Raw genomic sequence first — 25,880 nt, forward strand, 5'->3', positions numbered from 1 at the left:
CCGCAACGCGCTGGAATTTCTGCGCCGTGGTTGTGCCCAATCCGCTAGTCTTGCTGAATCCTGGAAGGAGCCGTTCCTATGTTTGAATCCGCTGAAATCGGTCACGCCATCGACAACGACACTTATGAGGCGGCTGTTCCCGCCTTGCGCGAAGCCTTGCTGGAAGCCCAGTTCGAATTGCAGCAGCAGAAGCGTTTCCCGGTGATCATTCTGATCAATGGCATCGAAGGCGCGGGCAAGGGCGAGACGGTCAAACTGCTCAACGAGTGGATGGACCCGCGCCTGATCGAAGTGCGCACCTTCGATCAGCAGACCGATGAAGAACTGGCGCGGCCGCCGGCGTGGCGTTACTGGCGGATGCTTCCGGCGAAGGGGCGCATGGGGATTTTTTTCGGTAACTGGTACAGCCAGATGTTGCAGGGCCGCGTGCACGGGTTGTTCAAGGACCCACGTCTGGATCAGGCGATTGCCGCTGCCGAGCGTCTGGAAAAGATGCTCTGCGATGAAGGCGCGCTGATCTTCAAGTTCTGGTTTCACTTGTCCAAGAAACAGATGAAGGCGCGGCTCAAGGCACTGGCCGACGACCCGCTGCACAGCTGGCGCATCAGCCCGCTGGACTGGCAGCAATCGCAAACCTACGACAAGTTCGTTAAATTCGGTGAGCGCGTGCTGCGCCGCACCAGTCGTGATTACGCGCCGTGGCATGTCATCGAAGGCGCCGATGCCAACTATCGCAGCCTGGCGGTGGGCAAGATTTTGCTGGAAGGTTTGCAGGGGGCGCTCAAGCGCGCCGATGTCAGTCCGCAGGAGGTCAGCGCCGCGCCGCTGGGCACGCCGGTCGATCAGTTGAACCTGCTCGACAGCCTCAACCTCGGTCACCGGCTGGACAAGAAAGACTATGAAGAACAACTGATCACCGAACAGGCGCGCCTGTCCGGGCTGATGCGCGACAAACGCATGCGCCGCCATGCGCTGGTCGCAGTGTTTGAAGGCAACGACGCTGCCGGCAAGGGCGGGGCGATCCGTCGGGTCGCGGCGGCGCTCGATCCGCGCCAGTACAACATCGTGCCGATTGCCGCACCGACCGAAGAGGAGCGGGCGCAACCGTACCTGTGGCGCTTCTGGCGGCACATCCCGGCACGCGGCAAATTCACCGTGTTCGACCGCTCCTGGTACGGCCGCGTGCTGGTCGAACGCATCGAAGGTTTTTGCAAACCGGCCGACTGGCTGCGCGCCTATGGCGAGATCAACGATTTCGAGGAACAACTGGCCGACTCCGGAGTGATCGTGGTCAAGTTCTGGCTGGCCATCGACAAGGACACGCAGATGGCGCGGTTTCAGGAGCGCGAGGAGATCCCGTTCAAGCGCTTCAAGATCACCGAAGACGACTGGCGCAACCGCGACAAGTGGGATGACTATCGTGCCGCCGTCGGCGATATGGTCGATCGCACCAGCACCGAAGTCGCCCCGTGGACCCTGGTCGAAGCCAACGACAAGCGCTGGGCAAGGGTCAAGGTGCTGCGCACGATCAACCGCGCCCTGGAAGAGGCGTTCGAAAAATCCGACAAGCAGGCGAAGAAGCGCAAGGACTGAAGCGATGGCCGCGCATACGCCGGGTGAATGATCCTCGCGGTCGGCGAGAAGGTGGACTTATGCTCAGGTCCACTTTCAACCGACAACAACAATGAGGTATGCCATGCGTGAAGTGGTGATCGTCGACAGCGTGCGGACCGGCCTGGCCAAATCCTTTCGCGGCAAGTTCAACCAGACCCGCCCCGATGACATGGCGGCCCATTGCGTCAACGCCCTGTTGACGCGCAACGACATCGACCCGGCCAGCGTCGAGGACTGCATCGTCGGCGCCGGCTCCAACGAAGGTGCGCAGGGCTATAACATCGGCCGCAACGTCGCAGTGCTGTCGCGCCTCGGCACCGGCACAGCGGGCATGACCCTCAACCGTTTCTGCTCATCGGGCCTGCAGGCGATTGCGATTGCCGCCAACCAGATCGCTTCCGGTTGCAGCGAGATCATTGTCGCCGGCGGCGTCGAGTCGATCAGCCTGACCCTGAAAAGCGTCAACACCGATCACCTGATCAACCCGCTGCTCAAGCAGCAGACCCCCGGCATCTATTACACGATGGGCCAGACCGCCGAGGTGGTCGCGCGGCGTTATGGCGTGAGCCGCGAAGCGCAGGATCGTTATGCGCTGCAAAGCCAGATCCGCACTGCACAGGCTCAGGCCGTCGGGCTGTTCGATGATGAGATCGTGCCGATGTCGGTCAAATACCGCGTCGAGGACAAGAACAGCGGCGAGGTGCAGATTCTCGACGGCGTGGTCGATCACGACGATTGCAATCGCCCCGACACCACCTACGAAAGCCTCGCTGGGCTGAAACCGGTGTTCGCTGACGACGGTTCGGTGACGGCTGGCAACTCCTCGCAACTGTCCGACGGCGCGTCGATGACGTTGGTCATGAGTCTGGAAAAAGCTCTGGAGCTGGGGCTCAAACCGAAGGCGTTTTTCCGTGGCTTTACTGTGGCCGGTTGCGAGCCGGACGAGATGGGTATCGGCCCGGTGTTCTCGGTGCCGAAACTGCTCAAGGCCAAGGGCTTGCAGGTGGCGGATATCGATCTGTGGGAGTTGAACGAGGCGTTTGCGTCGCAGTGCCTGTACAGCCGTGATCGGCTGGAGATCGATAATGAGAAATACAACGTCAACGGCGGCTCGATTTCCATCGGCCACCCGTTCGGCATGACCGGCTCACGCCAGGTCGGGCATCTGGTGCGCGAGTTGCAGCGGCGTAATCTGCGTTACGGCATCGTGACCATGTGCGTCGGTGGCGGGATGGGGGCCAGTGGGTTGTTTGAGGCAGTTCGCTAAGCCATAGCATTTTTGTTGCCTGTTCGATTGCTATCGCTGGCAAGCCAGCTCCCACAGGTCTCGTAGCGTTTGCAAAATCTGTGTACGCCACCAATCCTGTGGGAGCTGGCTTGCCAGCGATGGGATCACCACCGCTCAGCGGTTGGAATCCAGAAGCTGCATCCGCGCGATATAAGCCCGGATTTCCTGCTCTGCCTTATCCTGACTGTCAAACGGCCCCTCCATGGTATTTTCCCGGGTGCTGAAAAACAGTTGGCCATTGATCCGGCACACCCGGTCGCTGCGAAAACGGGTGGTGGGGGCGCTGTCGGCGGCGCGCATGGCTAACATCATCGATCTCCCTTGGCGAGCGGGCTGAAGGTCCATTGAGCTTATGCCTGAAGCACTTGGCCTGCGCGGCGAGTCGATCAACGGCAGGGCGTCAACATAATGCTGCGACCTGCACAGTTGCATTCGCGGCCGGAACGCAACTGTCCCTGTGTCACAACACGATGCGCGCCTAGAATGGGCATTCTTGTCAGCAGGCTTTTGAGGTTCGCATGCACATTTCGTCCGGTCGCTGGGTCTATGGATTGTTCCTCGCACTGCTGACCGCGTTGCTCTGGGGCATTCTGCCGATCAAGCTCAAACAGGTGCTGCTGGTGATGGACCCTGTCACCGTGACCTGGTTTCGCCTGCTGGTGTCCGGCGGTTGCCTGTTCATTTATCTGGCCTCGGTCAAACGTCTACCCAGTCGCAAAGCGCTCGGACCCAAGGGCGGCTGGCTGGTGCTGATGGCGGTGCTCGGGCTGGTCGGCAACTACGTGCTGTACCTGATGGGTCTCAATCTGCTTAGCCCCGGCACCGCGCAACTGGTGGTGCAGATGGGTCCGATCATGTTGCTGATCGCCAGTCTGTTTGTGTTCAAGGAACGTTTCAGTCTCGGCCAGGGCATCGGTCTGCTGGTCTTGCTGATCGGCTTCGGGCTGTTTTTCAATCAGCGTCTGGCGGAGCTGTTGACCTCGCTGTCGGATTACACCGCCGGGGTCTTGCTGGTGCTGCTGGCGTCGACGGTATGGACGTTCTATGCGCTGGGGCAGAAGCAATTGCTCACGGTGTGGAATTCACTGCAGGTGATGATGGTGATCTATCTGTTCTGCGCGTTGTTGCTGACGCCGTGGGTGCATCCGCTCGAAGCGCTGAGCCTGAGCCCGCTGCAGGGCTGGCTGCTGCTGGCCTGCTGCCTGAACACGCTGATCGCCTATGGCGCGTTCGCTGAAGCGCTGGCGCATTGGGAGGCTTCGCGGGTCAGCGCGACCCTGGCGATCACGCCGCTGGTGACGTTCGCAGCGGTGGCGCTGGCCGCGCAGGTCTGGCCGGAGTACGTGCACGCAGAGCAGATCAATGCGCTGGGCTATGGCGGGGCGGTGCTGGTGGTGTTGGGCTCGGCGCTGGTGGCGTTGGGGCCGTCGTTGATTGCCGGGCTCAAGGCGCGGCGGATGAAGATGGCAGCCAGTTAGACCGAGTCGGGTCCATCGCGAGCAGGCTCACTCCTGCAGGGGACCACATTCCCCCTGTAGAAGTGAGCCTGCTCGCGATGACTGACTAAGAAACGCTACAAATCTCAGCCCTTGGCCCCAGCCTCGATCATGTTCTCCGGCCGCACCCAGGCATCAAACTCTTCATCGGTCAGATACCCCAACTGCAACGCCGCCTCGCGCAAGGTCAGCCCTTCGCTGTAAGCCTTCTTGGCGATTTCCGCCGATTTGTCATAACCGATGTGCGGGTTCAGCGCCGTCACCAGCATCAGCCCACGCTCCAGGTGCCGGGCCATGGCCTCGGCATCCGGTTCCAGCCCGGCGATGCAGTGCTGCTGGAAGTTGCTGCAGCCATCGGCGAGCAGGCGAATCGATTGCAGCAGGTTGTGGATGATCACCGGTTTGTACACGTTCAACTGCAAGTGGCCTTGACTGGCGGCAATGCCGATCGTCACGTCGTTGCCCAGGACCTGACAGGCGAGCATCGACAGCGCTTCGCACTGAGTCGGGTTGACCTTGCCGGGCATGATCGAACTGCCCGGCTCGTTGGCCGGCAGCTTCACTTCGGCAAACCCTGCGCGGGGACCGGAGCCGAGCAGACGCAAGTCATTGGCGATCTTCATCAGCGCCACGGCGAGGGTTTTCAGCGCACCGGAGAGGTTGGTCAGCGGCTCGTGGCCGGCGAGGGCGGCAAACTTGTTCGGCGCGGTGACGAACGGCAGGCCGGACAACGCTGCCAGTTCTGCAGCAATCGCCTCGCCAAAACCATGCGGCGAGTTCAGCCCGGTGCCGACCGCAGTGCCGCCCTGGGCCAGTTCACAGACTGCCGGCAATGCGGCGCGGATCGCCCGTTCGGCGTAATCCAGTTGCGCTATGAAACCCGACAATTCCTGCCCGAAGGTGATCGGCGTCGCGTCCATCATGTGCGTGCGCCCGGTCTTGACCAGTTTCATGTGGCGCGCGGCGAGTTCGGCGAGGCCACCGGACAGCTCGCTGATGGCCGGCAGCAATTGCTCCTGCACGGCTTGTGCGGTGGCGATGCTCATGGCAGTAGGGAAGCAATCGTTGGAGCTTTGCGAGCGGTTGACGTGATCGTTCGGGTGCACCGGGGTCTTGCCGCCGCGCGGGTTGCCGGCCAGTTCGTTGGCGCGACCGGCGATCACTTCGTTGACGTTCATGTTGCTCTGGGTGCCGCTGCCGGTCTGCCAGACCACGAGTGGGAACTGGTTGTCGTGCTGGCCGTCGAGCACTTCGTCGGCGGCCTGTTCGATCAGCCGCGCGATGTCGGCAGGCAGATCGCCGTTGCGGTCATTGACCCGTGCAGCGGCTTTCTTGATCAGGGCCAGGGCGTGCAATACCGGTAGCGGCATGCGTTCCTGACCGATGGCGAAGTTGATCAGCGAGCGTTGCGTCTGAGCACCCCAGTAAGCGTCGTCCGGGACTTCGATCTGGCCCAGGCTGTCGGTTTCGATACGGCTCATCGTGCACACTCCTGTTGGTCTGTTTGCGCAGTTTAGGCCGGCATCGGCCGTGGTGGTTCCATCGACTCGATTGTTGACTGGCCGACCCGGTCAATCAAGCGCGGCAAGGCTTGGGGGTTGAGCCACGGCAATCGTTAGGCGCAGAATGGTCGCCCTTGGGGTTTGACCTCGCTTTGCTTAAAAGGAAACTCGATGACTCGTCTTCGTGCCATCTGCACCGCGGTTGCACTGGTTTGCGCCAGCGGCCAGGTGCTTGCCGATACCGCCAGCCACAACGCCAGTGCCGAAGCCTTCCTGACCCTGGCTCACGCTGACAAACTGGGCACTCCGGTGTACATGCAAGTGCAGCAAATGTTTGCCCAGCGTTTTGAGCAGACCAAAGCTCCTGAGGCCAAGAAAGCCGTCCTCGAAACCTACCAGGCCAAGGCCAACGCCGCGCTGGACCAGGCCATTGGCTGGAACAAGCTCAAGCCGGACATGGTCAAGCTCTACACCAGCAACTTCAGCGAATCCGAGCTCAAGGATCTGGTCGCGTTCTACCAGTCGCCACTGGGCAAAAAGGTCCTGGAAAAAATGCCGCAGCTGACCCAGCAATCGGCGCAGATGACCCAGGGCAAGCTGGAAAGCGCCGTGCCAGTGGTCAACAAGCTGCTCGACGACATGACCAAAGAGCTGACCCCAGCTGCTGCACCGGCTAAGAAGAAGTAAGCGGAGTTCGTGATGACCATGCAACAACGCATCGAATCGACGCTGGGCCTGCTGCAGCCTGAGCATCTGCAAGTGCTGGATGAAAGCCACATGCACAGTCGCGGGTTACAGACGCACTACAAGGCCGTGGTGGTCAGCGCGCAGTTCGAAGGCCTGAATCGGGTCAAGCGCCACCAGAAAGTCTACGGCACGCTCGGCGAGCTGATGGGCGAGTTCCATGCGTTGGCGCTGCACACCTACACCCCGCAGGAATGGGCAGAAGTAGGCGCCGCACCGGCGTCGCCAACTTGTGCCGGAGGAGATCAGCGATAAGCGGCAAGCTGCAAGTGAAAGGCGGATGAGTTTTGGCTTGCCGCTTTAAGCTTGGAGCTTGTAGCTGCTTTTTTGCTAAAATCCCGACGCGCCGCTTAGCCGGCGCGTTTTTTTTGAATCCGGTTCACCCTTTGCGAGGGTAGCCACCTGGAGAAACAACCATGACACAACCGATTGTCGTGGCGGCACTGTACAAGTTCGTCACCCTCGAAGATTACGTTGACCTGCGCGAGCCACTGTTGCAAGCGATGGTCGACAACGGCATCAAAGGCACTCTGCTGATTGCCGAAGAAGGCATCAACGGTACTGTTTCCGGCACCCGCGAAGGTATCGACGGCCTGCTCGCCTGGCTGAAAAACGATCCGCGCATGATCGACATCGATCACAAGGAATCGTACTGCGACGAACAGCCGTTCTACCGCACCAAGGTCAAGCTGAAGAAAGAGATCGTTACCTTGGGCGTCGAAGGCGTTGACCCGAACAAGAAGGTCGGCACCTACGTTGAGCCGCAGGACTGGAACGCGTTGATCAGCGACCCGGAAGTGCTGCTGATCGACACGCGCAACGATTACGAAGTGGCGATCGGCACTTTCGAAGGCGCCATCGATCCGAAAACCACCAGTTTTCGCGAATTCCCCGAGTACATCAAAGAACACTTCGATCCGGCCGTGCACAAGAAGGTCGCGATGTTCTGCACCGGCGGCATCCGCTGTGAAAAAGCCTCCAGCTACATGCTCGGCGAAGGGTTCGAAGAGGTTTATCACCTCAAGGGCGGCATTCTGAAGTACCTCGAAGAGGTGCCGCAGGAAGAAACCAGGTGGCAGGGCGACTGTTTCGTGTTCGACAACCGCGTCACCGTGCGCCACGACCTCAGCGAAGGCGACTACGATCAATGTCATGCCTGCCGCACTCCGGTCAGCGTTGAAGATCGTGCGTCCGAGCATTACGTGGCCGGCATCAGTTGCCCGCATTGCTGGGACAAGCTGAGCGAGAAAACCCGCCGCAGCGCCATCGACCGGCAAAAGCAGATCGAACTGGCCAAGGCGCGTAACCAGCCGCACCCGATCGGCTACAACTACAAGCAAGCATCCACCGAGGCCTAACCATGTCTGCGCGCCTGCTCTATGTGATGGATCCGATGTGTTCGTGGTGCTGGGGTTTTGCTCCGGTGGCCAGGGCCTTGGTCGAGCAGGCGCAGGCAGCCGGGGTCGAGCTGCATCTGGTGGCCGGCGGTTTGCGCACCGGCAGCGGCGCGGCGCTGGAGCCGACCACGCGGCGCTACATCCTTGAGCATTGGCAAGCGGTCACCGAGGCCACCGGCCAGCCATTCAAGCTCGACGGGGCGTTGCCGGACGGTTTTGTCTACGACACTGAACCGGCCTGCCGCGCCATCGTCACCGCGCGCAGTCTGGCGCCGGATTGCGCCTGGACGCTGGTCGGTCTGATCCAGCAGGCGTTCTACGTTGAAGGTCGCGACGTCACCCAGGCCAGCGTGCTGGTCGAGCTGGCCGAGCAGGCAGGTGTGCCGCGCATCGAGTTCGCCGCGTTGTTTGATCATGCCAATCAATACAAAGCCACTCAGGCCGATTTCACCTGGGTCCAGGATCTGGGCATTGCCGGGTTCCCGACACTGCTCGCCGAACGCAACGGCCAACTGGCGTTGCTGACCAATGGCTATCGACCGCTCAGCGATCTGGCGCCGTTGCTGGGCTGCTGGCTGGAGCGCGCCGCCTGTGCCTGACCTTGGCGATGGCACGGCAGCGGGCAAGCAAGGCGACCGACTGAGCTGGGCAGAAGTCCGGCGCCTGGCACTCACACACAAAAAATCCCTGTGGATCGCCAACGGCGTAGCTGTGCTGGCGACGTTGTGCAGCGTGCCGATACCGCTGTTGCTGCCGTTGCTGGTCGACGAGGTGCTGCTCGGTCACGGCGATGCGGCGCTGAAAGTCATGAACCATTTCCTGCCGAGCATGTGGCAACAAGCGGCGGGTTACATCGGCCTGATGCTGGTCGTCACCCTGACGTTGCGCTGCAGTGCGCTATGCTTTGGCGTGCTGCAGTCGCGGCTGTTTGCGCGGCTGGCCAAGGACATCGTCTACCGCATCCGCGTGCGCCTGATCGAGCGACTGAAACGCATCTCCCTCGGAGAATACGAAAGCCTCGGCAGCGGCACGGTCACCACGCATCTGGTCACCGACCTGGACACCCTCGACAAGTTTGTCGGCGAAACCCTCAGCCGCTTTCTGGTGGCGATGCTCACGCTGGTCGGCACCGCCAGCATTCTGATGTGGATGCACTGGAAACTGGCGCTGCTGATTCTGCTGTTCAATCCGCTGGTGATCTACGCCACGGTGCAGTTGGGCAAACGCGTCAAACACCTGAAGAAACTCGAGAACGACAGCACCGCGCGCTTCACCCAGGCGCTGAGCGAAACCCTCGATGCGATTCAGGAAGTGCGCGCCGGCAACCGCCAGGGCTTTTTCCTTGGGCGCCTCGGCCTGCGCGCGCAGGAAGTGCGCAACTACGCGGTCAACTCGCAGTGGAAAACCGACGCCTCGAACCGTGCCAGTGGTTTGCTGTTCCAGTTCGGCATCGATATTTTCCGCGCAGCGGCGATGCTCACCGTGTTGTTCTCCGACCTGTCGATCGGGCAGATGCTCGCGGTGTTCAGTTACCTGTGGTTCATGATCGGCCCGGTCGAACAACTGCTCAATCTGCAATACGCCTATTACGCGGCGGGCGGGGCGCTGGCGCGGATCAACGAACTGCTGGCGCGCGCCGATGAGCCGCAATACCCGGGCGGCGTCGATCCGTTCAAGGGCCGCGACACCGTCGGCATTCAGGTGCAAGGCCTGAGTTTCGGCTATGGCGATGAGTTGGTGCTGGATCAGATGAACCTGTCGATTGCGCCGGGCGAGAAGGTGGCCATCGTCGGCGCCAGCGGCGGCGGCAAAAGTACCTTGGTGCAATTGCTTCTCGGGCTGTATACGCCGCTGGTCGGGAGCATCCGTTTCGGCGGCTCGACCCAGCAGGACATCGGCCTGGAAACCGTGCGGGAAAACGTTGCGGTGGTTTTGCAGCATCCGGCGCTGTTCAACGACACAGTGCGCGCCAACCTGACCATGGGCCGCACCCGCAGCGACGAAGCCTGCTGGCAGGCGCTGGAAATCGCCCAGCTTGAAGCCACTGTGCGCGCCTTGCCCAACGGCCTCGACAGCATTGTCGGGCGCTCCGGCGTGCGCTTGTCCGGCGGTCAGCGCCAGCGTCTGGCGATTGCACGGATGATTCTCGCCGAGCCGAAAGTGGTGATCCTCGACGAAGCCACTTCGGCCCTCGACGCCGCCACCGAATACAACCTGCATCAGGCCATGGCGCGCTTCCTAAATGGCCGCACCACGCTGATCATCGCCCACCGCTTGTCGGCGGTGAAGCAGGCCGATCGCGTTCTGGTGTTCGACGGCGGTCAGATTGCTGAAGACGGCGATCATCAGCAATTGATTGCCGACGGCGGGCTGTACGCCAAGCTCTACGGTCATCTGCAGCAGATCCAGCGGCCTTGAAATTCAGCGTGGTTTCTGTGCTTAGTGCTTGAATTGCATCGAGTAAAACCCCTTCAAACGCTACTTTGGGCCGGCGGCTTGCACGATCGACGTAGAGGACGGCAGAGCTGTCCCTTTGACAGGTCGAAAATTAGCCTAGGCTGAGCTGTCAGGAGCGGGATTTTCCGGTGTTCATCTGGCAGTGCTTGCGCAAGGGATCTCATGAAGCAAAAGCGGACTCTCGGAACGCCACGGTTGTTGGGCATCGTCTGGCCATTCATTGCCGTTGTGCTGTTTCAAGCGTTGTTGGGTGGCGTGAGTCTGTATGTACTCTCGGCCGTGCGCGGCTACGTTGCCGGTGAAAGTCTCTGGTCCAAGGGCCAGAAAGACGCGATCTATTACCTCAATCTGTACGCCGACAGCCGTGACGAGGCGATCTTTCTCAAGTATCGCGAGGCGATCGGCGTACCGCAGGGCGGCCATCAGTTGCGCCTGGCGCTGGACCGCCAGCCGCCGGATCTGGCCACAGCACGCGAAGGCATTCTCAAGGGCGGCAACCACCCCGATGACGTCTCCAGCCTGATCTGGCTGTACCTCAATTTTCGCCATTTCAGTTATCTGGAAACCGCCATCGATCGCTGGACAGTCGGTGATGCTTATCTGGATCAACTCGATGACGTCGCCCAGGAAATGCATCGCGGCATTTCGCAAAACTCTGCGAGCGACGCCGATATCCAGCACTGGAAGACGCGGATCTTCAACATCAACGATGCCGTGACCCCGGCCGCCAAGGCGTTCAGCGATGCCTTGGGCGAAGGCTCGCGGATGATCATGCGCCTGTTGCTGTTCACCAATCTGGCCACGGCGCTGGGGCTGATCGTCCTGGCCCTGTGGCGTACGCACAAATTGCTCAAGCAACGTCACGCCTTCGCCGAGGCGCTGCAACTGGAGAAGGATCGTGCGCACGTCACCTTGCATTCGATCGGCGATGGCGTCATCACCACCGACGTCAGCGGCGCTATCGATTACATGAATCCGGCCGCGGAAGCGATGACTCACTGGAAGGCCGAGCAGGCCGCTGGCCTGCCACTCTCGGCGTTGTTCAACCTGCTCGATGACAATGCCCAGGCCGAAGGGCTGACGCTGATCGAGCACATTCTCAGCGGCAAGCTCAGCGGCGGCAGCGAGCATTCGAAACTGATCCAGCGCCTGGACGGCAGCACCTTGTCGGTGACGCTGGTCGGTGCGCCGATCCGCAATGCCGGCAAGGTCAGTGGCACGGTGCTGGTGCTGCACGACATGACGCAGGAGCGCCAGTACATCGCCAACCTGTCGTGGCAGGCCACTCACGATGCGCTGACCGGGCTGGCCAACCGCCGTGAATTCGAATATCGCCTCGAGCAGGCGCTGCACAACCTCACACGTAAGGCCGGGCGGCATGCGCTGATGTTTCTCGATCTGGACCAATTCAAGCTGGTCAACGACACCTGCGGTCACGCCGCCGGCGATGAGCTGTTGCGGCACATTTGCACGCTGCTGCAATCGGGCTTGCGTGAAGGCGACACGCTGGCGCGCCTGGGCGGTGACGAATTCGGCATCCTCCTGGAAAACTGCGCGCCGGAGGCGGCGGAGAAGATTGCCGAGGCGTTGCGTCACACCGTGCAGAATCTGCATTTTGTCTGGAAGGGCCGACCTTTCCTGACCACAGTCAGTATCGGCCTGGTGCATGTCGCGCAGACGCCGACCACCCTCGAAGCCTCGCTGCGCGCTGCCGATATGGCCTGTTACATGGCCAAGGAAAAGGGCCGCAATCGCGTGCAGGTCTACCATGCCGATGACTCCGAGCTGTCGCTGCGCTTTGGGGAAATGGCCTGGGTGCAGCGGCTGCATATGGCCCTGGAAGAAAACCGCTTTTGTCTGTATGCCCAGGAAATCGCCCCGCTCAAACCAAGTCACGGCGAGGCTGGGCACATCGAGATTCTGCTGCGGCTGCACGATGAGTCCGGGCGGATGATCTTGCCGGACAGTTTCATTCCGGCGGCCGAGCGTTATGGCTTGATGACTCAACTAGACCGTTGGGTAGTTCAGAACGTATTTAAAGTTATTGCCCAATGTATTGCTCAGGAACATCAACGGCCATTAGCAATGTGTGCGATTAATCTGTCAGGCATTACTATAGGAGATGACGCGTTCTTGCACTTTCTGCGCGAACAGTTCGTTAACTACAACATACCGCCTGAAATGATTTGTTTTGAAATTACTGAAACCAGTGCAATTGCCAATCTTGGCAGTGCAATCAGATTCATTAATGAACTCAAAGGCTTAGGTTGCTACTTTTCGCTGGATGATTTTTGTGCCGGAATGTCTTCGTTCGCTTATTTGAAACATTTGCCTGTAGACTTCCTGAAGATCGACGGAAGTTTCGTTAAGGACATGCTGGACGACCCGATTAACCGGGCGATGGTCGAAGTGATCAATCACATCGGGCATGTCATGGGCAAGCAGACAATTGCCGAGTTTGTTGAAACAACCCAGATCGAGCAGGCATTGCTTGAAATCGGAGTCGATTACGCTCAGGGTTATGTCATCGAACGCCCGCAGTTGTTTACCTGTGACAGTTTGCAAAGTAGACCCGCCAGACCGCAGCCGCTGTTATTCAAAGCGCCTGGCACGTTCCGTTGAAGTTTTCTGCCGATCCTTACAATCACAACTCAAAAGGAGCCGAACAGTGATCGACACATTCAACCGAACCGGACCCCTCATGGAAGCTGCAAGTTATCCTGGCTGGGCACAACAGCTGATTCAGGATTGCAGCGAGAGCAAGCGCCGGGTTGTCGAACATGAACTTTACCTGCGCATGCGTGATAACAAGCTCAGCGCCAGAACCATGCGTCAGTACCTGATCGGAGGCTGGCCGGTGGTTGAGCAATTCGCCTTGTACATGGCGCAGAACCTCACCAAGACCAAATTCGCTCGCCATCCGGGGGAGGACATGGCGCGGCGCTGGCTGATGCGCAACATCCGCGTCGAACTCAATCACGCCGATTACTGGGTGCATTGGAGCCGAGCCCATGGCGTCAGCCTGGAAGACCTCCAGGCCCAGCAGGTGCCGCCGGAATTGCATGCCTTGAGTCATTGGTGCTGGCACACCAGTTCAGCCGATTCGCTGATCGTCGCCATCGCCGCGACCAACTATGCCATCGAAGGTGCGACCGGGGAGTGGTCGGCGGTGGTCTGTTCTACCGGCGTCTACGCTGCTGCGTTCCCTGAAGAGGAGCGCAAGCGTGCGATGAAGTGGCTGAAGATGCATGCGCAGTACGACGATGCCCATCCGTGGGAAGCCCTGGAAATCATCTGCACCCTGGCCGGCATGAACCCAAGCAAAGCCTTGCAGGCCGAACTGCGTCAGGCGATCTGCAAAAGCTACGACTACATGTACCTGTTCCTTGAACGCTGCATGCAACTGGAAACGTCGGAGCGCGTAGTGCATAACCGCGAGCGCAGGGCGGTAGTCGAAAACTAACGCAAAACCCTTGTAGGAGTGAGCCTGCTCGCGAAAGCGGTGTGTCATTCAATGATTGCATTGGCTGACCCACCGCATCGCGAGCAGGCTCACTCCTACATTGTTTTGTGGTGGTTTCGAAATTCAGTGCCTCACACAAAGCCCCTGTGGGAGCGAGCCTGCTCGCGATAGCGGTGTGTCATTCAATGATCGCATTGGCTGACCCACCGCATCGCGAGCAGGCTCGCTCCATTGTTTTGTGGTGGCTGGGGAAACTCAACCCGCCATTGCCAGGCGGTTGCGCCCTTCACGTTTGGCCACATACAGCGCACTGTCCGCCCGGCGCAGCAGGCTGTCGGCTGATTCACCCGGCAACAACGTCGAACAACCGAGGCTCACCGTCAACTCGATCAGTTGGCCATCGGCATAATACTCGGCCGTTTGCGTCGCATGGCGCAGCCGTTCGCCAACCATTGCCGCAGCCTCGCGGCTGGTGTTGGACAGCAGGATCAGAAACTCTTCCCCGCCGTAACGAAACACCATGTCGACATTGCGCAACTGCGCCTTCAGGGTCGCAGCGATCGCTTTGAGCACGTTATCACCGGCGCTGTGACCATGATTGTCATTGACCCGTTTGAAATGATCGATGTCGATCATCAGCAGCGACAACGGTTGTTGATGACGCCGCGCCATGTCGATCTCGCGTTGCAGGGTCTGCTCCATGGCGATGCGGTTGCCGGCGCCGGTCAGCGGATCGCGCAGTGCGCTCTGCGTCGCTTCGCGATAGAGCAGGGCGTTGCGCATCGGGTACAGCAAGGACGACAGCAACGATTCCAGTTGGCCTTGTTCAAGCTCGCTGAAGCGCTGGTTGCGGCGGAATACCACTTCGCCCAGATGCTCGCCTTCATGGCTCAGGCTATAGCTGATCGAGTGATGGCCGCGGCTGCCGAACTCCAGGCGCAGATCGCTGCCCTGGTGCGCATAAACCAGGGCGTCCAGCGGCACCAGACGCTGAACTTCGCGGAAAAACAGACCGAGAATGCGTTGCGGTTCGAGGCTGGTCTGCAGTTGCAGGCTCATTTGCTGGCGCAGTTGCGCCAGGCTGGCCGGACGCTCCAGCAGGGGAGGCAGTTGACCAAAGCCCAGGCGCTGCAATTTCGCACTGTCGAAGTCGATCGCATTGGTCTGGGTGGGTGATTTCATTTGGCGTGAGCCCCTAAGCAGTAAGTCTGTCTTACAGGCTGGGTGAGGCGGCGATGGGCTGCGCGTCATACTGGTCCGTCAGTCCCGTAGGACATCTGGCGTAAGTCTAGTCTGCCGGATGACGATCAGTCAGCTATCGAAATCGGCCTCGCCCCATTGCCTTCACACGGCATGCCTTGAGGAAAGTTAGAGCGAAACTCATGCCAATCGGTTCGCTTTAATTTAAATCGATTCAAATCAACAGGTTGAATAAAGGATGAGCGAGCCGCTGCCGGGAAATTGGCTGATTTGTGACGGTTGCAGGCGGCAAAGGTCTGCCGCGACAGCAATCTGCCGCGGCAACAAAAGCGACGTATGGCGGTTACTGCGCGTTGAACCCTTGGCCGTTGATGCCGGTACTGTCCGGGCCCATGAGGTACAGGTACACCGGCATGATCTCTTCCGGGGTCGGGTTGTTCAGCGGGTTTTCCCCCGGATAAGCCTGTGCACGCATGCTGGTACGGGTGCCGCCGGGGTTGATGCTGTTGGAACGCACCGGCGCCACACCGTCGACTTCATCGGCGAGGGTCTGCATCAAGCCTTCGGTGGCGAATTTCGACACACCATAAGCGCCCCAATAGGCGCGACCCTTGCGGCCGACGCTGCTGGAGGTGAACACCACCGAAGCGTCCTGCGACAGTTTGAGCAGCGGCAGCAGGGTGCTGGTCAGCATGAACATCGCGTTGACGTTGACCTGCATCACCCGCATGAAATTTTCGCCGGACAACTGTTCGATCGGCGTGCGCGGGCCGATGATCGAGGCGTTGTGCAGCAGGCCGTCGAGGTGGCCGAACTCGGTTTCGATCATCGCCGCCAGCTCATCGTATTGATGGGGCAGGGCGGTTTCGAGGTTGAACGGAATCACCGCCGGTTGCGGATGGCCCGCTGTTTCGATCGCGTCGTAGACCTCGGTCAGATTGGCTTCGGTCTTGCCCAGCAGCAGCACCGTGGCGCCGTGGGCGGCGTAGGTTTTCGCCGCCGCTGCGCCGATGCCGCGACCGGCACCGGTGACCAGAATGACCCGATCCTTGAGCAATTCGGGACGAGCGGTGTAATCAAACATAAACAACCTCTTCAAGAGTCAGAGCGTCCCGCGCTCCGCACGGGAATCCAGTCTGTGCCGTTTCGCGTCAGGTTCAGCAACTGCACAGCGCGTTATCGAGCACCTTGCGCAACTCCAGCGGATGATCCACCACGACGTCCGCGCCCCAGTGACGCGGGTGATCGTCCGGGTGGATGTAGCCGTAAGTCACCGCACAGGTCTTGGTGCCGGCGGCGCGGCCGGATTCGATGTCGCGCAGATCATCGCCGATAAACAAAACGCTCGCAGGATCCAGATCAAGCATGTTGCACGCGAGGGTTAGCGGCTCCGGATCGGGCTTGCTGTTTTTTACGTGGTCCGGGCAGATCAGCAGCGCCGAACGCTCGGCGAGCCCCAATTGCTGCATGATCGGCTCGGCGAAACGCACCGGCTTGTTGGTGACCACCCCCCAGATCAGGTTGGCCTTTTCGATGTCGAGCAACAGCTCGGCCATGCCGTCGAACAGCTTGCTGTGTACCGCGCAGCCGACCAGATAACGCTCGAGAAACTCCTGTCGCAGTTCTTCGAAGCCCGGTGATTCGGGATCCATTGAAAAGGTCACCGCGACCATGGCTTTGGCGCCACCGGAAATCTCGTCGCGGATGTGCTTGTCGTTGATCGGTGGCAAGCCGCGATCGGCGCGCATGGCCTGGCAGATGGCGATGAAGTCCGGCGCCGTGTCGAGCAGGGTACCGTCCATATCGAAGAGAACCGCTCTGATAGCCATGCTTATTCCTCGCGCAGGGTCTGGATCATGTAGTTGACGTCAACGTCGTTGGACAGCTTGTAGTGCTTGGTCAGCGGGTTGTACGTCAGGCCGATGATGTCCTTGACGGTCAGGCCAGCCATGCGGCTCCAGGCGCCCAGTTCGGAGGGGCGAATGAATTTCTTGAAGTCGTGGGTGCCGCGCGGCAGCAGCTTCATGATGTATTCGGCGCCGATGATCGCGAACAGGTACGCCTTCGGGTTGCGGTTGATGGTCGAGAAGAATACCTGGCCGCCGGGTTTGACCATGCGGAAGCAGGCGCGGATGACCGACGATGGGTCCGGCACGTGCTCAAGCATTTCCAGACAGGTGACCACGTCGAACTGCTCGGGCAATTCTTCGGCCAGCGCTTCGGCAGTGATCTGCCGGTATTCGACGCTGACGCCGGATTCGAGCTGATGCAGTTGCGCGACCGCCAGTGGCGCCTCGCCCATGTCGATGCCCATCACGGTCGCGCCGCGCTGGGCCATGGCTTCACTGAGGATGCCGCCGCCGCAACCGACGTCGAGGACTTTCTTGCCGGCCAGATTGACCCGTTCGTCGATCCAGTTGACGCGCAGCGGGTTAATGTCGTGCAGCGGTTTGAATTCGCTTTCGCGGTCCCACCAGCGATGGGCCAGGGCCTCGAATTTGGCGATTTCGGCGTGGTCGACGTTGCTCATGTTCAATTCCTCGAAAAACTTCAAAAAGGCTGTAGCCGCGGAGTCTGCTCCACGGTGTTTACGATTCGGTGTGGCCGCTGATGCGCTGACCCCAGTGGCGTGCGGTGGCGCCCAGTTGCTGTTCGTCCATGCGCGTCAGGCGCCGGTCGTCGAGCAGTTGTTTGCCGGCGACCCACAGGTGTTTCACGCAATCGCGACCGGTGGCATAGATAAGCTGCGAAACCGGGTCATACACCGGTTGCTGCGCCAGACCGGACAGATCGAACGCCACGATGTCCGCGGCTTTGCCGATTTCCAGCGAGCCGACTTGCGCGTCGATCCCCAGTGCCCGCGCGCCGTTGAGCGTGGCCATGCGCAGCGCACGATGGGCATCCAGCGCGGTGGCCGAGCCGGCAACGGCTTTGGCCAGCAGGGCAGCGGTGCGGGTTTCGCCGAGCAGGTCGAGATCGTTGTTGCTGGCGGCGCCGTCGGTGCCGACCGCGACATTCACCCCAGCCTGCCACAAACGCTCGACCGGGCAAAAACCGCTGGCCAGTTTGAGGTTCGATTCCGGGCAGTGGATCACGCTGGTGTTGCTTTCTACCAGCAGCGCGAGGTCGTCATCGCTGATCTGGGTCATGTGCACAGCCTGGAAGCGCGGCCCGAGCAGGCCGAGGCGGCCCAGACGCGCCAGTGGCCGCTCGCCGGTTTGCTCGACGGCCTGCTGCACCTCAAAGGCAGTTTCGTGGACGTGCATGTGGATCGCCGCGTCCAGCTCCTCGGCAATCACGCGGATTTTCTCGAGGTTCTCGTCGCCGACGGTGTACGGTGCGTGAGGGCCGAAAGTAATCTTGATGCGGTCGTGATGCTTCAGATCGCCGAACAGCTCGACACCCTGACGGATCGCTTCATCGGCACTGCTGGCGCCGGGAATCGGAAAGTCGAGGATCGGAATGGCGATCTGCGCACGAATGCCGCTGTTGTGCACGCGCTCGCTGGCGACCTTGGGGTAGAAGTACATGTCGGAAAAACAGCTGATGCCGCCCTTGATCTGCTCGGCAATGGCCAGATCGGTGCCGTCACGGACGAAATCTTCATCGACCCATTTGGCCTCGGCCGGCCAGATGTGATTTTCCAGCCAGGTCATCAGCGGCAGATCGTCTGCCAGGCCGCGGAACAAGGTCATTGCGGCGTGACCGTGAGCATTGATCAGGCCGGGGGCGAGCAGCACATCCGGCAATTCACGGATTTCAGTGGCGTTACACTTCAGCGCTTCGGCGCGCGGGCCGATAAACACGATGCAACCGTCGCGGATGCCCAGGCCGTGCTCCTTGAGCACGACGCCAGCGGGTTCGACGGGGACCAGCCAGGTCGGCAACAATAAAAGGTCGAGCGCAATGGCAGGTTTGGGCATCGGGAGTCGGTTCCAGTGCTTTTGTAAAGGATGGCGAAGTATACCCGAGCGTCTTCGCGGGGGGATCGCTATAATCGGCGGCTTTTGTTCATGAGTGCGGGGTGTGGGATGCGCGATCGACTGTTGGCTGCGGAGAAAGTGAAGGCCATCGATTGGCGAGACGGCGCGCTGCACCTGCTGGATCAGCGTATTTTGCCGTTTGAAGAAACCTGGATCGCCTACACCAGCGCCGCCGGCGTGGCCGAGGCGATCCGCTCGATGGTTGTGCGTGGCGCACCGGCCATCGGCATCAGCGCGGCCTATGGCATTGTGCTCGCGGCCCGCGCGCGGATTGCCGAGGGTGGTGACTGGTACGCGGCGCTGGAGGAAGACTTTGCGCTGTTGGCCGATTCTCGTCCGACCGCAGTCAATCTGTTCTGGGCGCTGGGGCGCATGCATGATCGCCTCGACCGCCTCAAAGGCAATGCCGATCCGCTGGTGGCGCTGGAGGCCGAAGCCATCGCCATTCACGAGAGCGATCGCGAAGCCAATCTGACCATGGCGCAGTTGGGCGTCGACCTGATCCGCAAACATCAGGGCAATGCCCAGGCAATTCTCACCCATTGCAACACCGGCGCCCTGGCAACCGGCGGTTTCGGCACGGCCCTGGGGGTGATTCGCGCGGCTTATATTGAAGGCATGGTCGAACGCGTTTACGCCGACGAAACCCGTCCTTGGCTACAGGGTTCGCGCCTGACCGCGTGGGAGCTGGCCAACGAAGGCATTCCGGTAACCCTCAATGCTGACTCTGCCGCCGCGCACATCATGAAAACCAAAGGCGTGACCTGGGTCATCGTTGGCGCCGACCGCATCACCGCCAACGGCGATGTGGCAAACAAGATCGGCACCTATCAACTGGCGGTCAACGCCATGCACCACGGCGTGCGCTTCATGGTCGTCGCGCCGAGTTCGACCATCGACATGAACCTGGCCAGCGGTGACGACATCCCGATCGAAGAGCGCGCCGGCGCCGAATTGCTCGAGGTCGGCGGCAAGCGCGTCGGTGCGGATGTCGAGGCGTTCAACCCGGTGTTTGACGTGACGCCGGCGGACCTGATCGATGCGATCGTCACCGAAAAGGGCATCGTCGAGCGCCCTGATACCGCCAAAATGGCCCAGCTGATGTGCCGCAAGCGCCTGCATTGAAGGGCTTTGGCGTCTGAGCGGGCCCCATCGCTGGCAAGCCAGCTCCCACAGGTTTTATGCCCGGCACTCAACCTGTGGGAGCTGGCTTGCCAGCGATGAGGGCCTGAATGTCAATAAACAACTGTAAATCTGCTCCGATTTTCACATTCAAAGAAGCTCTGAGCCTCTCTCGTCCCCCTCAAGCCTGTCACCGGTCAACTAACTATGCTCCATGCGCATCTGGGGGATAGGTGCGTGGCGGCTCTTGTGATAACATCCGGCGTTTTCCGAGGCCGCTCCACGGAGCTGTCTTTACTGCGCAAATCCGCGATCCGAATGTTGATTTGTCGTAAGTCGGCGCATGGCACCCGGCCTGCCCCGACGAGCTTCGTTGCTCCCACATGGATATGACGAAGTTTCACCAGAAAAAGGAATCAGGCTTCTCATGGGCGAACTGGCCAAAGAAATCCTCCCGGTCAATATCGAAGACGAGCTGAAACAGTCCTACCTCGACTACGCAATGAGCGTAATCGTCGGCCGAGCACTGCCGGACGCGCGCGATGGCCTCAAGCCCGTGCACCGTCGCGTGCTGTTCGCGATGAGCGAGCTGGGCAACGACTTCAACAAGCCGTACAAGAAATCTGCCCGTGTCGTCGGCGACGTGATCGGTAAGTATCACCCGCACGGTGACACCGCCGTGTACGACACCATCGTTCGTATGGCCCAGCCGTTCTCCCTGCGTTACCTGCTGGTCGACGGCCAGGGCAACTTCGGTTCGGTCGACGGCGACAACGCCGCGGCCATGCGATACACCGAAGTGCGAATGACCAAGCTGGCGCACGAGCTGCTGGCCGACCTGCACAAGGAAACCGTGGACTGGGTGCCGAACTACGACGGCACCGAACTGATCCCGGCGGTCATGCCGACCCGTGTACCGAACCTGCTGGTCAACGGTTCCAGCGGTATCGCCGTGGGCATGGCGACCAACATCCCGCCGCACAACCTCGGTGAAGTCATCGACGGTTGCCTGGCGCTCATCGACAACCCCGAGCTGACCGTCGACGAGCTGATGCAGTACATTCCCGGTCCGGACTTCCCGACCGCGGCGATCATCAACGGTCGCGCCGGCATCATCGAAGCCTACCGCACCGGTCGCGGGCGCATTTACATGCGCGCCCGCTCGATTATCGAAGACATCGACAAGGTCGGTGGCCGTCAGCAGATCGTCATCACCGAGCTGCCATACCAGCTGAACAAGGCGCGTCTGATCGAGAAGATCGCCGAGCTGGTCAAAGAGAAGAAGCTCGAAGGCATCACCGAACTGCGCGACGAGTCCGACAAGGACGGTATGCGCGTCGTGATCGAACTGCGTCGCGGTGAAGTGCCTGAGGTGATCCTCAACAACCTCTACGCCCAGACCCAGTTGCAATCGGTATTCGGCATCAACATTGTTGCGCTGATCGACGGCCGCCCGCGCATCCTTAATCTCAAGGATCTGCTCGAGGCGTTCGTTCGTCACCGTCGCGAAGTCGTCACCCGCCGTACCGTGTTCGAGCTGCGCAAGGCCCGCGAGCGTGGTCACATTCTTGAAGGCCAGGCCGTTGCCCTGTCGAACATCGACCCGGTCATCGCCCTGATCAAGGCATCGCCGACGCCGTCGGAAGCCAAGGAAGCGCTGGTCAGCACGCCGTGGGAATCCTCGGCGGTGGTGGCGATGGTGGAACGTGCCGGTGCCGATTCGTGCCGTCCGGAAAACCTCGATCCGCAATACGGTCTGCGCGAAGGCAAGTACTTCCTGTCGCCGGAGCAGGCGCAAGCCATTCTCGAACTGCGTCTGCACCGCCTGACCGGTCTGGAGCACGAAAAGCTGCTGGCCGAGTATCAAGAGATCCTCAACCAGATCGGCGAGCTAATCCGCATCCTCAACAGCGCCGTGCGCCTGATGGAAGTGATCCGCGAAGAACTGGAAGTGATCCGCGCCGAATACGGCGACCAGCGCCGCACCGAAATCCTCGATGCGCGTCTCGACCTGACCCTGGGCGACATGATCCCGGAAGAAGAGCGCGTGGTGACCATTTCCCACGGCGGCTATGCCAAGACCCAGCCATTGGCGGCGTATCAGGCACAGCGTCGTGGCGGCAAAGGCAAGTCGGCCACCGGCGTCAAGGATGAGGACTACATCGCTCACCTGCTGGTTGCCAATAGCCACACCACGCTGCTGCTGTTCTCCAGCAAGGGCAAGGTGTACTGGCTCAAGACCTACGAGATTCCGGAAGCGTCCCGCGCCGCCCGTGGTCGTCCGCTGGTCAACCTGCTGCCGCTGAGCGAAGGCGAATACATCACCACCATGCTGCCGGTCGATCTAGAGGCCATGAAGCGTCAGGCTGATGAAGAAGAAGCCGAAGGCGTCGAGGCGGATGTAGAAGAGATCGAAAACAGCAACGAAACCGACGAAGAGCGCCGCGCGCGCATCAAGGCTGCCGATCGCAAGAAAGCGCCGTTCATCTTTATGTCGACCGCCAACGGTACCGTGAAGAAGACCCCGCTGGTGGCCTTCAGCCGTCAGCGCAGCGTCGGTCTGATCGCACTGGAACTGGACGAAGGCGACATCCTGATCTCCGCCGCCATTACCGATGGCGAGCAGGAAATCATGCTGTTCTCCGACGGCGGCAAGGTCACGCGCTTCAAGGAATCCGAAGTCCGCGCCATGGGCCGTACCGCTCGCGGTGTGCGCGGCATGCGTCTGCCGGAAGGGCAGAAGCTGATTTCCATGCTGATTCCGGAAGAGGGCAGCCAGATCCTCACCGCTTCCGAGCGCGGCTACGGCAAGCGCACGGCGATCACCGAGTTCCCTGAGTACAAGCGTGGCGGTCAGGGCGTTATCGCCATGGTCAGCAACGAGCGTAACGGCCGTCTGGTCGGCGCGGTGCAGGTGCAGGACGGTGAAGAAATCATGCTGATTTCCGATCAGGGCACCTTGGTGCGCACCCGTGTCGACGAAGTGTCGAGCCTGGGCCGTAACACTCAGGGCGTGACCCTGATCAAACTGGCCAAGGATGAAACCCTGGTCGGTCTGGAGCGGGTTCAGGAGCCTTCGGAGATCGAAGGTGACGAGCTTGAAGGTGAAGAGGGCGAGGAATTCGAAGGTACCGTCGGTATCGACGAGGCTGGAGACGACCAGCAACTCGACGCCGCAACTGACGAAGAGCCGCAAGAATAAGCGGACAAACGAGGGGGCGGATGAAAATTCGCCCCCTTGTTATTTGTCCTGTTTGAAAATTTGCGACACTGCAACGATCGTTCCCACGCTCTGCGTGGGAATGCCGCTGGGGACGCTCCGCGTCCCATGACGCAGAGCGTCATCGGATGCATTCCCACGCAGAGCGTGGGAACGATCACCCGCATATCAAAAGATTTAAGTGACCACCAGATCAGAGCGAGATTGGATGTGAGCAAGCGAGCCTATAACTTCTGCGCCGGTCCTGCGGCGTTGCCTGAAGCTGTTCTGCAGCGCGCCCAGGGTGAACTCCTTGATTGGCACGGCAAGGGTCTGTCGGTCATGGAAATGAGCCATCGCAGCGATGAGTTCGTGTCCATTGCGACCCAGGCCGAGCAGGATCTGCGTGACCTGCTGAATATCCCGTCGAACTACAAAGTGCTGTTTCTGCAAGGCGGCGCCAGCCAGCAATTCGCCCAGATTCCATTGAACCTGTTGCCTGAAGGCGGCTCGGCTGACTACATCGACACCGGCATCTGGTCGCAGAAAGCCATCGAAGAAGCCTCCCGCTACGGCCACGTCAACGTCGCCGCGACCGCCAAGCCTTACGACTATTTCGCCATTCCCGGCCAGAACGAGTGGAGCCTGTCGAAAAACGCCGCTTACGTTCACTACGCGCCGAACGAAACCATCGGCGGTCTGGAATTCCAGTGGATCCCGGAAACCGGTGACGTGCCGCTGGTGGCCGACATGTCTTCGGACATCCTCTCGCGTCCGGTCGACATCTCGCGTTTCGGCATTATCTACGCCGGCGCGCAGAAGAACATCGGCCCGAGCGGCATCGTCGTCAACATCATCCGCGAAGACCTGCTCGGCAAGGCACGCGCGCTGTGCCCGACCATGCTCGACTATAAGGTCGCCGCCGATAACGGCTCGATGTACAACACGCCGCCGACCCTGGCCTGGTACCTGTCCGGTCTGGTCTTCCAGTGGCTGAAAGAGCAGGGTGGCGTTGACGCGATCGCCAGGCTCAACGACGTCAAGCAGCGCACGCTGTACGACTTCATCGACGCCAGCGGCCTTTACAGCAACCCGATCAACAAGTCGGATCGCTCGTGGATGAACGTGCCGTTCCGTCTGGCTGACGATCGTCTGGACAAGCCGTTCCTCGCCGGTGCCGACGCGCGTGGCCTGCTCAATCTCAAGGGTCACCGCTCGGTGGGCGGCATGCGCGCCTCCATCTACAACGCCGTCGACCTCAACGCGGTCAACGCGCTGGTGGCCTACATGGCGGAATTCGAGAAGGAACACGGCTGATGTCCGAGCAAGAACTCAAGGCACTGCGCGTTCGCATCGACGCTCTGGACACCAAGGTCCTGGAGCTGATCAGTGAGCGTGCGCGCTGCGCCCAGGAAGTTGCGCGCGTGAAGATGGCCTCGCTGGCCGAAGGCGAAGTGCCGGTGTTCTATCGTCCCGAGCGTGAAGCTCAGGTGCTCAAGCGAGTGATGGAGCGCAATCAGGGGCCGCTGGGCAACGAAGAGATGGCGCGGCTGTTCCGCGAAATCATGTCGTCGTGCCTGGCGCTGGAGCAGCCACTGAAAGTGGCGTACCTCGGCCCGGAAGGCACTTTCACTCAAGCGGCGGCGATGAAGCATTTCGGCCACGCGGTGATCAGCAAGCCAATGGCGGCAATCGACGAAGTGTTCCGTGAAGTGGCGGCCGGGGCGGTGAATTTTGGCGTGGTCCCGGTGGAAAACTCCACTGAAGGCGCGGTCAACCACACCCTCGACAGTTTCCTCGAGCACGACATGGTCATTTGCGGCGAAGTCGAGCTGCGCATTCACCATCATCTGTTGGTCGGTGAGAACACCAAGACCGACAGCATCAGCCGTATCTATTCCCACGCGCAGTCACTGGCGCAGTGCCGCAAGTGGCTGGACGCGCATTACCCGAATGTCGAGCGCGTCGCGGTGTCGAGCAACGCCGAAGCGGCCAAGCGGGTCAAGGGTGAGTGGAATTCAGCGGCGATTGCCGGCGACATGGCGGCGGGCCTGTATGGCCTGACGCGTCTGGCCGAGAAAATCGAGGATCGCCCGGACAACTCCACGCGATTCCTGATGATCGGTAACCAGGAAGTGCCGCCGACCGGTGACGACAAGACTTCGATCATCGTGTCGATGAGCAACAAGCCCGGCGCGCTCCATGAGCTGCTGGTGCCGTTCCATGACAACGGGATCGACCTGACCCGCATCGAAACCCGTCCGTCGCGCAGCGGCAAATGGACGTATGTGTTCTTTATCGACTTCGTCGGCCACCACCGCGATCCGTTGATCAAGGGTGTGCTGGAAAAGATCAGTCAGGAAGCGGTAGCACTCAAAGTGCTGGGTTCCTACCCGAAAGCAGTTCTCTAAGGGC

At 60.6% G+C, this 25,880-nt stretch carries 21 protein-coding genes; 14 read left to right on the plus strand and 7 right to left on the minus strand.

The window, feature by feature from the left end:
• The first annotated feature begins 78 nt into the window (after nt 1-78).
• Entirely contained in the window at nt 79-1,593 is a 1,515-nt protein-coding gene (gene pap / locus J3P93_RS08200; protein WP_434596444.1) for a polyphosphate:AMP phosphotransferase, read from the plus strand.
• A 103-nt stretch (nt 1,594-1,696) separates the two neighbouring features.
• On the plus strand, nt 1,697-2,881 hold the full coding sequence (locus tag J3P93_RS08205) for a thiolase family protein (protein WP_434596446.1): 1,185 nt from the start codon (nt 1,697-1,699) through the stop codon (nt 2,879-2,881).
• A 135-nt stretch (nt 2,882-3,016) separates the two neighbouring features.
• On the opposite strand, the gene J3P93_RS08210 is transcribed toward J3P93_RS08205, so the two are convergent.
• Nucleotides 3,017-3,211 carry a DUF6316 family protein gene (locus J3P93_RS08210; RefSeq protein ID WP_434596449.1) on the minus strand — a complete coding sequence of 65 codons (195 nt, stop codon included), beginning with the start codon at nt 3,209-3,211 and terminating at the stop codon, nt 3,017-3,019.
• Nucleotides 3,212-3,420: 209 nt separating this feature from the next.
• Here J3P93_RS08210 and J3P93_RS08215 point away from each other — a divergent pair, with 209 nt between their 5' ends.
• Nucleotides 3,421-4,380 carry a DMT family transporter gene (locus tag J3P93_RS08215; protein WP_434596451.1) on the plus strand — a complete coding sequence of 320 codons (960 nt, stop codon included), beginning with the start codon at nt 3,421-3,423 and terminating at the stop codon, nt 4,378-4,380.
• A gap of 104 nt (nt 4,381-4,484) precedes the next feature.
• On the opposite strand, the gene J3P93_RS08220 is transcribed toward J3P93_RS08215, so the two are convergent.
• Nucleotides 4,485-5,879 (minus strand): class II fumarate hydratase, encoded by a 1,395-nt coding sequence (locus J3P93_RS08220; protein WP_434596453.1) that lies wholly within the window; start codon nt 5,877-5,879, stop codon nt 4,485-4,487.
• 192 nt (nt 5,880-6,071) lie between these two features.
• On the opposite strand from J3P93_RS08220, the gene J3P93_RS08225 reads away from it, so the two are divergent.
• The 7 genes from J3P93_RS08225 (at nt 6,072) to J3P93_RS08255 (ending at nt 13,961) form a co-directional block, all read left to right on the plus strand.
• Complete coding sequence (locus J3P93_RS08225) at nt 6,072-6,587, plus strand: DUF2059 domain-containing protein (protein WP_090285089.1); 516 nt, start codon at nt 6,072-6,074, stop codon at nt 6,585-6,587.
• A gap of 12 nt (nt 6,588-6,599) precedes the next feature.
• Nucleotides 6,600-6,899: a BolA family protein gene (locus J3P93_RS08230; RefSeq protein ID WP_090285088.1), complete on the plus strand. Its 300-nt coding sequence runs from the start codon at nt 6,600-6,602 to the stop codon at nt 6,897-6,899.
• Nucleotides 6,900-7,060: 161 nt separating this feature from the next.
• Complete coding sequence (locus J3P93_RS08235) at nt 7,061-8,002, plus strand: rhodanese-related sulfurtransferase (RefSeq protein WP_090285086.1); 942 nt, start codon at nt 7,061-7,063, stop codon at nt 8,000-8,002.
• A 2-nt stretch (nt 8,003-8,004) separates the two neighbouring features.
• Nucleotides 8,005-8,640, plus strand: coding sequence for a DsbA family protein (locus J3P93_RS08240; protein ID WP_434596456.1), 636 nt, complete (start codon nt 8,005-8,007; stop codon nt 8,638-8,640).
• Entirely contained in the window at nt 8,633-10,459 is a 1,827-nt protein-coding gene (locus J3P93_RS08245) for an ABC transporter ATP-binding protein (protein WP_434596458.1), read from the plus strand. Before J3P93_RS08240 ends, J3P93_RS08245 begins: the two co-directional genes overlap by 8 nt.
• 201 nt (nt 10,460-10,660) lie before the next feature.
• A complete protein-coding gene (locus J3P93_RS08250) occupies nt 10,661-13,120 on the plus strand; it encodes an EAL domain-containing protein (RefSeq protein ID WP_434596460.1) in 2,460 nt (819 codons plus the stop codon).
• Between the two features lie 79 nt (nt 13,121-13,199).
• Complete coding sequence (locus tag J3P93_RS08255; RefSeq protein WP_434596463.1) at nt 13,200-13,961, plus strand: TenA family transcriptional regulator; 762 nt, start codon at nt 13,200-13,202, stop codon at nt 13,959-13,961.
• 255 nt (nt 13,962-14,216) lie between these two features.
• Here the strand turns inward: J3P93_RS08255 and J3P93_RS08260 are convergent, their stop codons facing one another.
• From J3P93_RS08260 to J3P93_RS08280, 5 genes are all read right to left on the minus strand, one after another.
• Nucleotides 14,217-15,143: a GGDEF domain-containing protein gene (locus tag J3P93_RS08260; RefSeq protein WP_434596465.1), complete on the minus strand. Its 927-nt coding sequence runs from the start codon at nt 15,141-15,143 to the stop codon at nt 14,217-14,219.
• A gap of 361 nt (nt 15,144-15,504) precedes the next feature.
• On the minus strand, nt 15,505-16,245 hold the full coding sequence (locus J3P93_RS08265; RefSeq protein WP_434596467.1) for a YciK family oxidoreductase: 741 nt from the start codon (nt 16,243-16,245) through the stop codon (nt 15,505-15,507).
• A gap of 73 nt (nt 16,246-16,318) precedes the next feature.
• On the minus strand, nt 16,319-16,990 hold the full coding sequence (mupP, locus tag J3P93_RS08270; RefSeq protein ID WP_434596470.1) for an N-acetylmuramic acid 6-phosphate phosphatase MupP: 672 nt from the start codon (nt 16,988-16,990) through the stop codon (nt 16,319-16,321).
• A gap of 2 nt (nt 16,991-16,992) precedes the next feature.
• Nucleotides 16,993-17,691: a bifunctional 2-polyprenyl-6-hydroxyphenol methylase/3-demethylubiquinol 3-O-methyltransferase UbiG gene (gene ubiG / locus J3P93_RS08275; RefSeq protein ID WP_434596471.1), complete on the minus strand. Its 699-nt coding sequence runs from the start codon at nt 17,689-17,691 to the stop codon at nt 16,993-16,995.
• A 58-nt stretch (nt 17,692-17,749) separates the two neighbouring features.
• The gene (locus J3P93_RS08280; protein WP_434596473.1) at nt 17,750-19,084 is read right to left on the minus strand and encodes a TRZ/ATZ family hydrolase; all 1,335 of its coding nucleotides are present in this window, start codon (nt 19,082-19,084) and stop codon (nt 17,750-17,752) included.
• Between the two features lie 108 nt (nt 19,085-19,192).
• Between J3P93_RS08280 and mtnA the strand changes: the two genes are divergently transcribed.
• The 4 genes from mtnA to pheA all read left to right on the plus strand — a co-directional run bounded on the left by mtnA (nt 19,193) and on the right by pheA (nt 25,876).
• Complete coding sequence (gene mtnA / locus J3P93_RS08285; protein ID WP_206415881.1) at nt 19,193-20,269, plus strand: S-methyl-5-thioribose-1-phosphate isomerase; 1,077 nt, start codon at nt 19,193-19,195, stop codon at nt 20,267-20,269.
• 424 nt (nt 20,270-20,693) lie between these two features.
• Complete coding sequence (gyrA, locus tag J3P93_RS08290) at nt 20,694-23,468, plus strand: DNA gyrase subunit A (RefSeq protein ID WP_434596477.1); 2,775 nt, start codon at nt 20,694-20,696, stop codon at nt 23,466-23,468.
• 228 nt (nt 23,469-23,696) lie between these two features.
• Nucleotides 23,697-24,782 (plus strand): 3-phosphoserine/phosphohydroxythreonine transaminase, encoded by a 1,086-nt coding sequence (serC, locus tag J3P93_RS08295; RefSeq protein WP_434596479.1) that lies wholly within the window; start codon nt 23,697-23,699, stop codon nt 24,780-24,782.
• On the plus strand, nt 24,782-25,876 hold the full coding sequence (gene pheA / locus J3P93_RS08300; protein ID WP_016770924.1) for a prephenate dehydratase: 1,095 nt from the start codon (nt 24,782-24,784) through the stop codon (nt 25,874-25,876). The genes serC and pheA overlap by 1 nt, the downstream gene beginning before the upstream one ends.
• The last annotated feature ends 4 nt before the right edge of the window (nt 25,877-25,880 follow it).

This window comes from Pseudomonas sp. R3-57 (genome assembly GCF_051132065.1).
Classification (GTDB): domain Bacteria; phylum Pseudomonadota; class Gammaproteobacteria; order Pseudomonadales; family Pseudomonadaceae; genus Aquipseudomonas.

Coding starts and splice junctions, on each gene's coding strand:
- mupP (WP_434596470.1), bottom strand. CDS start 16,990: ATGGCTATCAGAGCGGTTCTCTTCGATATGGACGGTACCCTGCTCGAC.
- J3P93_RS08280 (WP_434596473.1), bottom strand. CDS start 19,084: ATGCCCAAACCTGCCATTGCGCTCGACCTTTTATTGTTGCCGACCTGG.
- J3P93_RS08250 (WP_434596460.1), top strand. CDS start 10,661: ATGAAGCAAAAGCGGACTCTCGGAACGCCACGGTTGTTGGGCATCGTC.
- J3P93_RS08255 (WP_434596463.1), top strand. CDS start 13,200: ATGGAAGCTGCAAGTTATCCTGGCTGGGCACAACAGCTGATTCAGGAT.
- J3P93_RS08240 (WP_434596456.1), top strand. CDS start 8,005: ATGTCTGCGCGCCTGCTCTATGTGATGGATCCGATGTGTTCGTGGTGC.
- ubiG (WP_434596471.1), bottom strand. CDS start 17,691: ATGAGCAACGTCGACCACGCCGAAATCGCCAAATTCGAGGCCCTGGCC.
- gyrA (WP_434596477.1), top strand. CDS start 20,694: ATGGGCGAACTGGCCAAAGAAATCCTCCCGGTCAATATCGAAGACGAG.
- J3P93_RS08220 (WP_434596453.1), bottom strand. CDS start 5,879: ATGAGCCGTATCGAAACCGACAGCCTGGGCCAGATCGAAGTCCCGGAC.
- J3P93_RS08225 (WP_090285089.1), top strand. CDS start 6,072: ATGACTCGTCTTCGTGCCATCTGCACCGCGGTTGCACTGGTTTGCGCC.
- J3P93_RS08210 (WP_434596449.1), bottom strand. CDS start 3,211: ATGTTAGCCATGCGCGCCGCCGACAGCGCCCCCACCACCCGTTTTCGC.
- J3P93_RS08215 (WP_434596451.1), top strand. CDS start 3,421: ATGCACATTTCGTCCGGTCGCTGGGTCTATGGATTGTTCCTCGCACTG.
- J3P93_RS08265 (WP_434596467.1), bottom strand. CDS start 16,245: ATGTTTGATTACACCGCTCGTCCCGAATTGCTCAAGGATCGGGTCATT.
- J3P93_RS08235 (WP_090285086.1), top strand. CDS start 7,061: ATGACACAACCGATTGTCGTGGCGGCACTGTACAAGTTCGTCACCCTC.
- J3P93_RS08230 (WP_090285088.1), top strand. CDS start 6,600: ATGACCATGCAACAACGCATCGAATCGACGCTGGGCCTGCTGCAGCCT.
- J3P93_RS08260 (WP_434596465.1), bottom strand. CDS start 15,143: ATGAAATCACCCACCCAGACCAATGCGATCGACTTCGACAGTGCGAAA.
- pap (WP_434596444.1), top strand. CDS start 79: ATGTTTGAATCCGCTGAAATCGGTCACGCCATCGACAACGACACTTAT.
- pheA (WP_016770924.1), top strand. CDS start 24,782: ATGTCCGAGCAAGAACTCAAGGCACTGCGCGTTCGCATCGACGCTCTG.
- mtnA (WP_206415881.1), top strand. CDS start 19,193: ATGCGCGATCGACTGTTGGCTGCGGAGAAAGTGAAGGCCATCGATTGG.
- J3P93_RS08205 (WP_434596446.1), top strand. CDS start 1,697: ATGCGTGAAGTGGTGATCGTCGACAGCGTGCGGACCGGCCTGGCCAAA.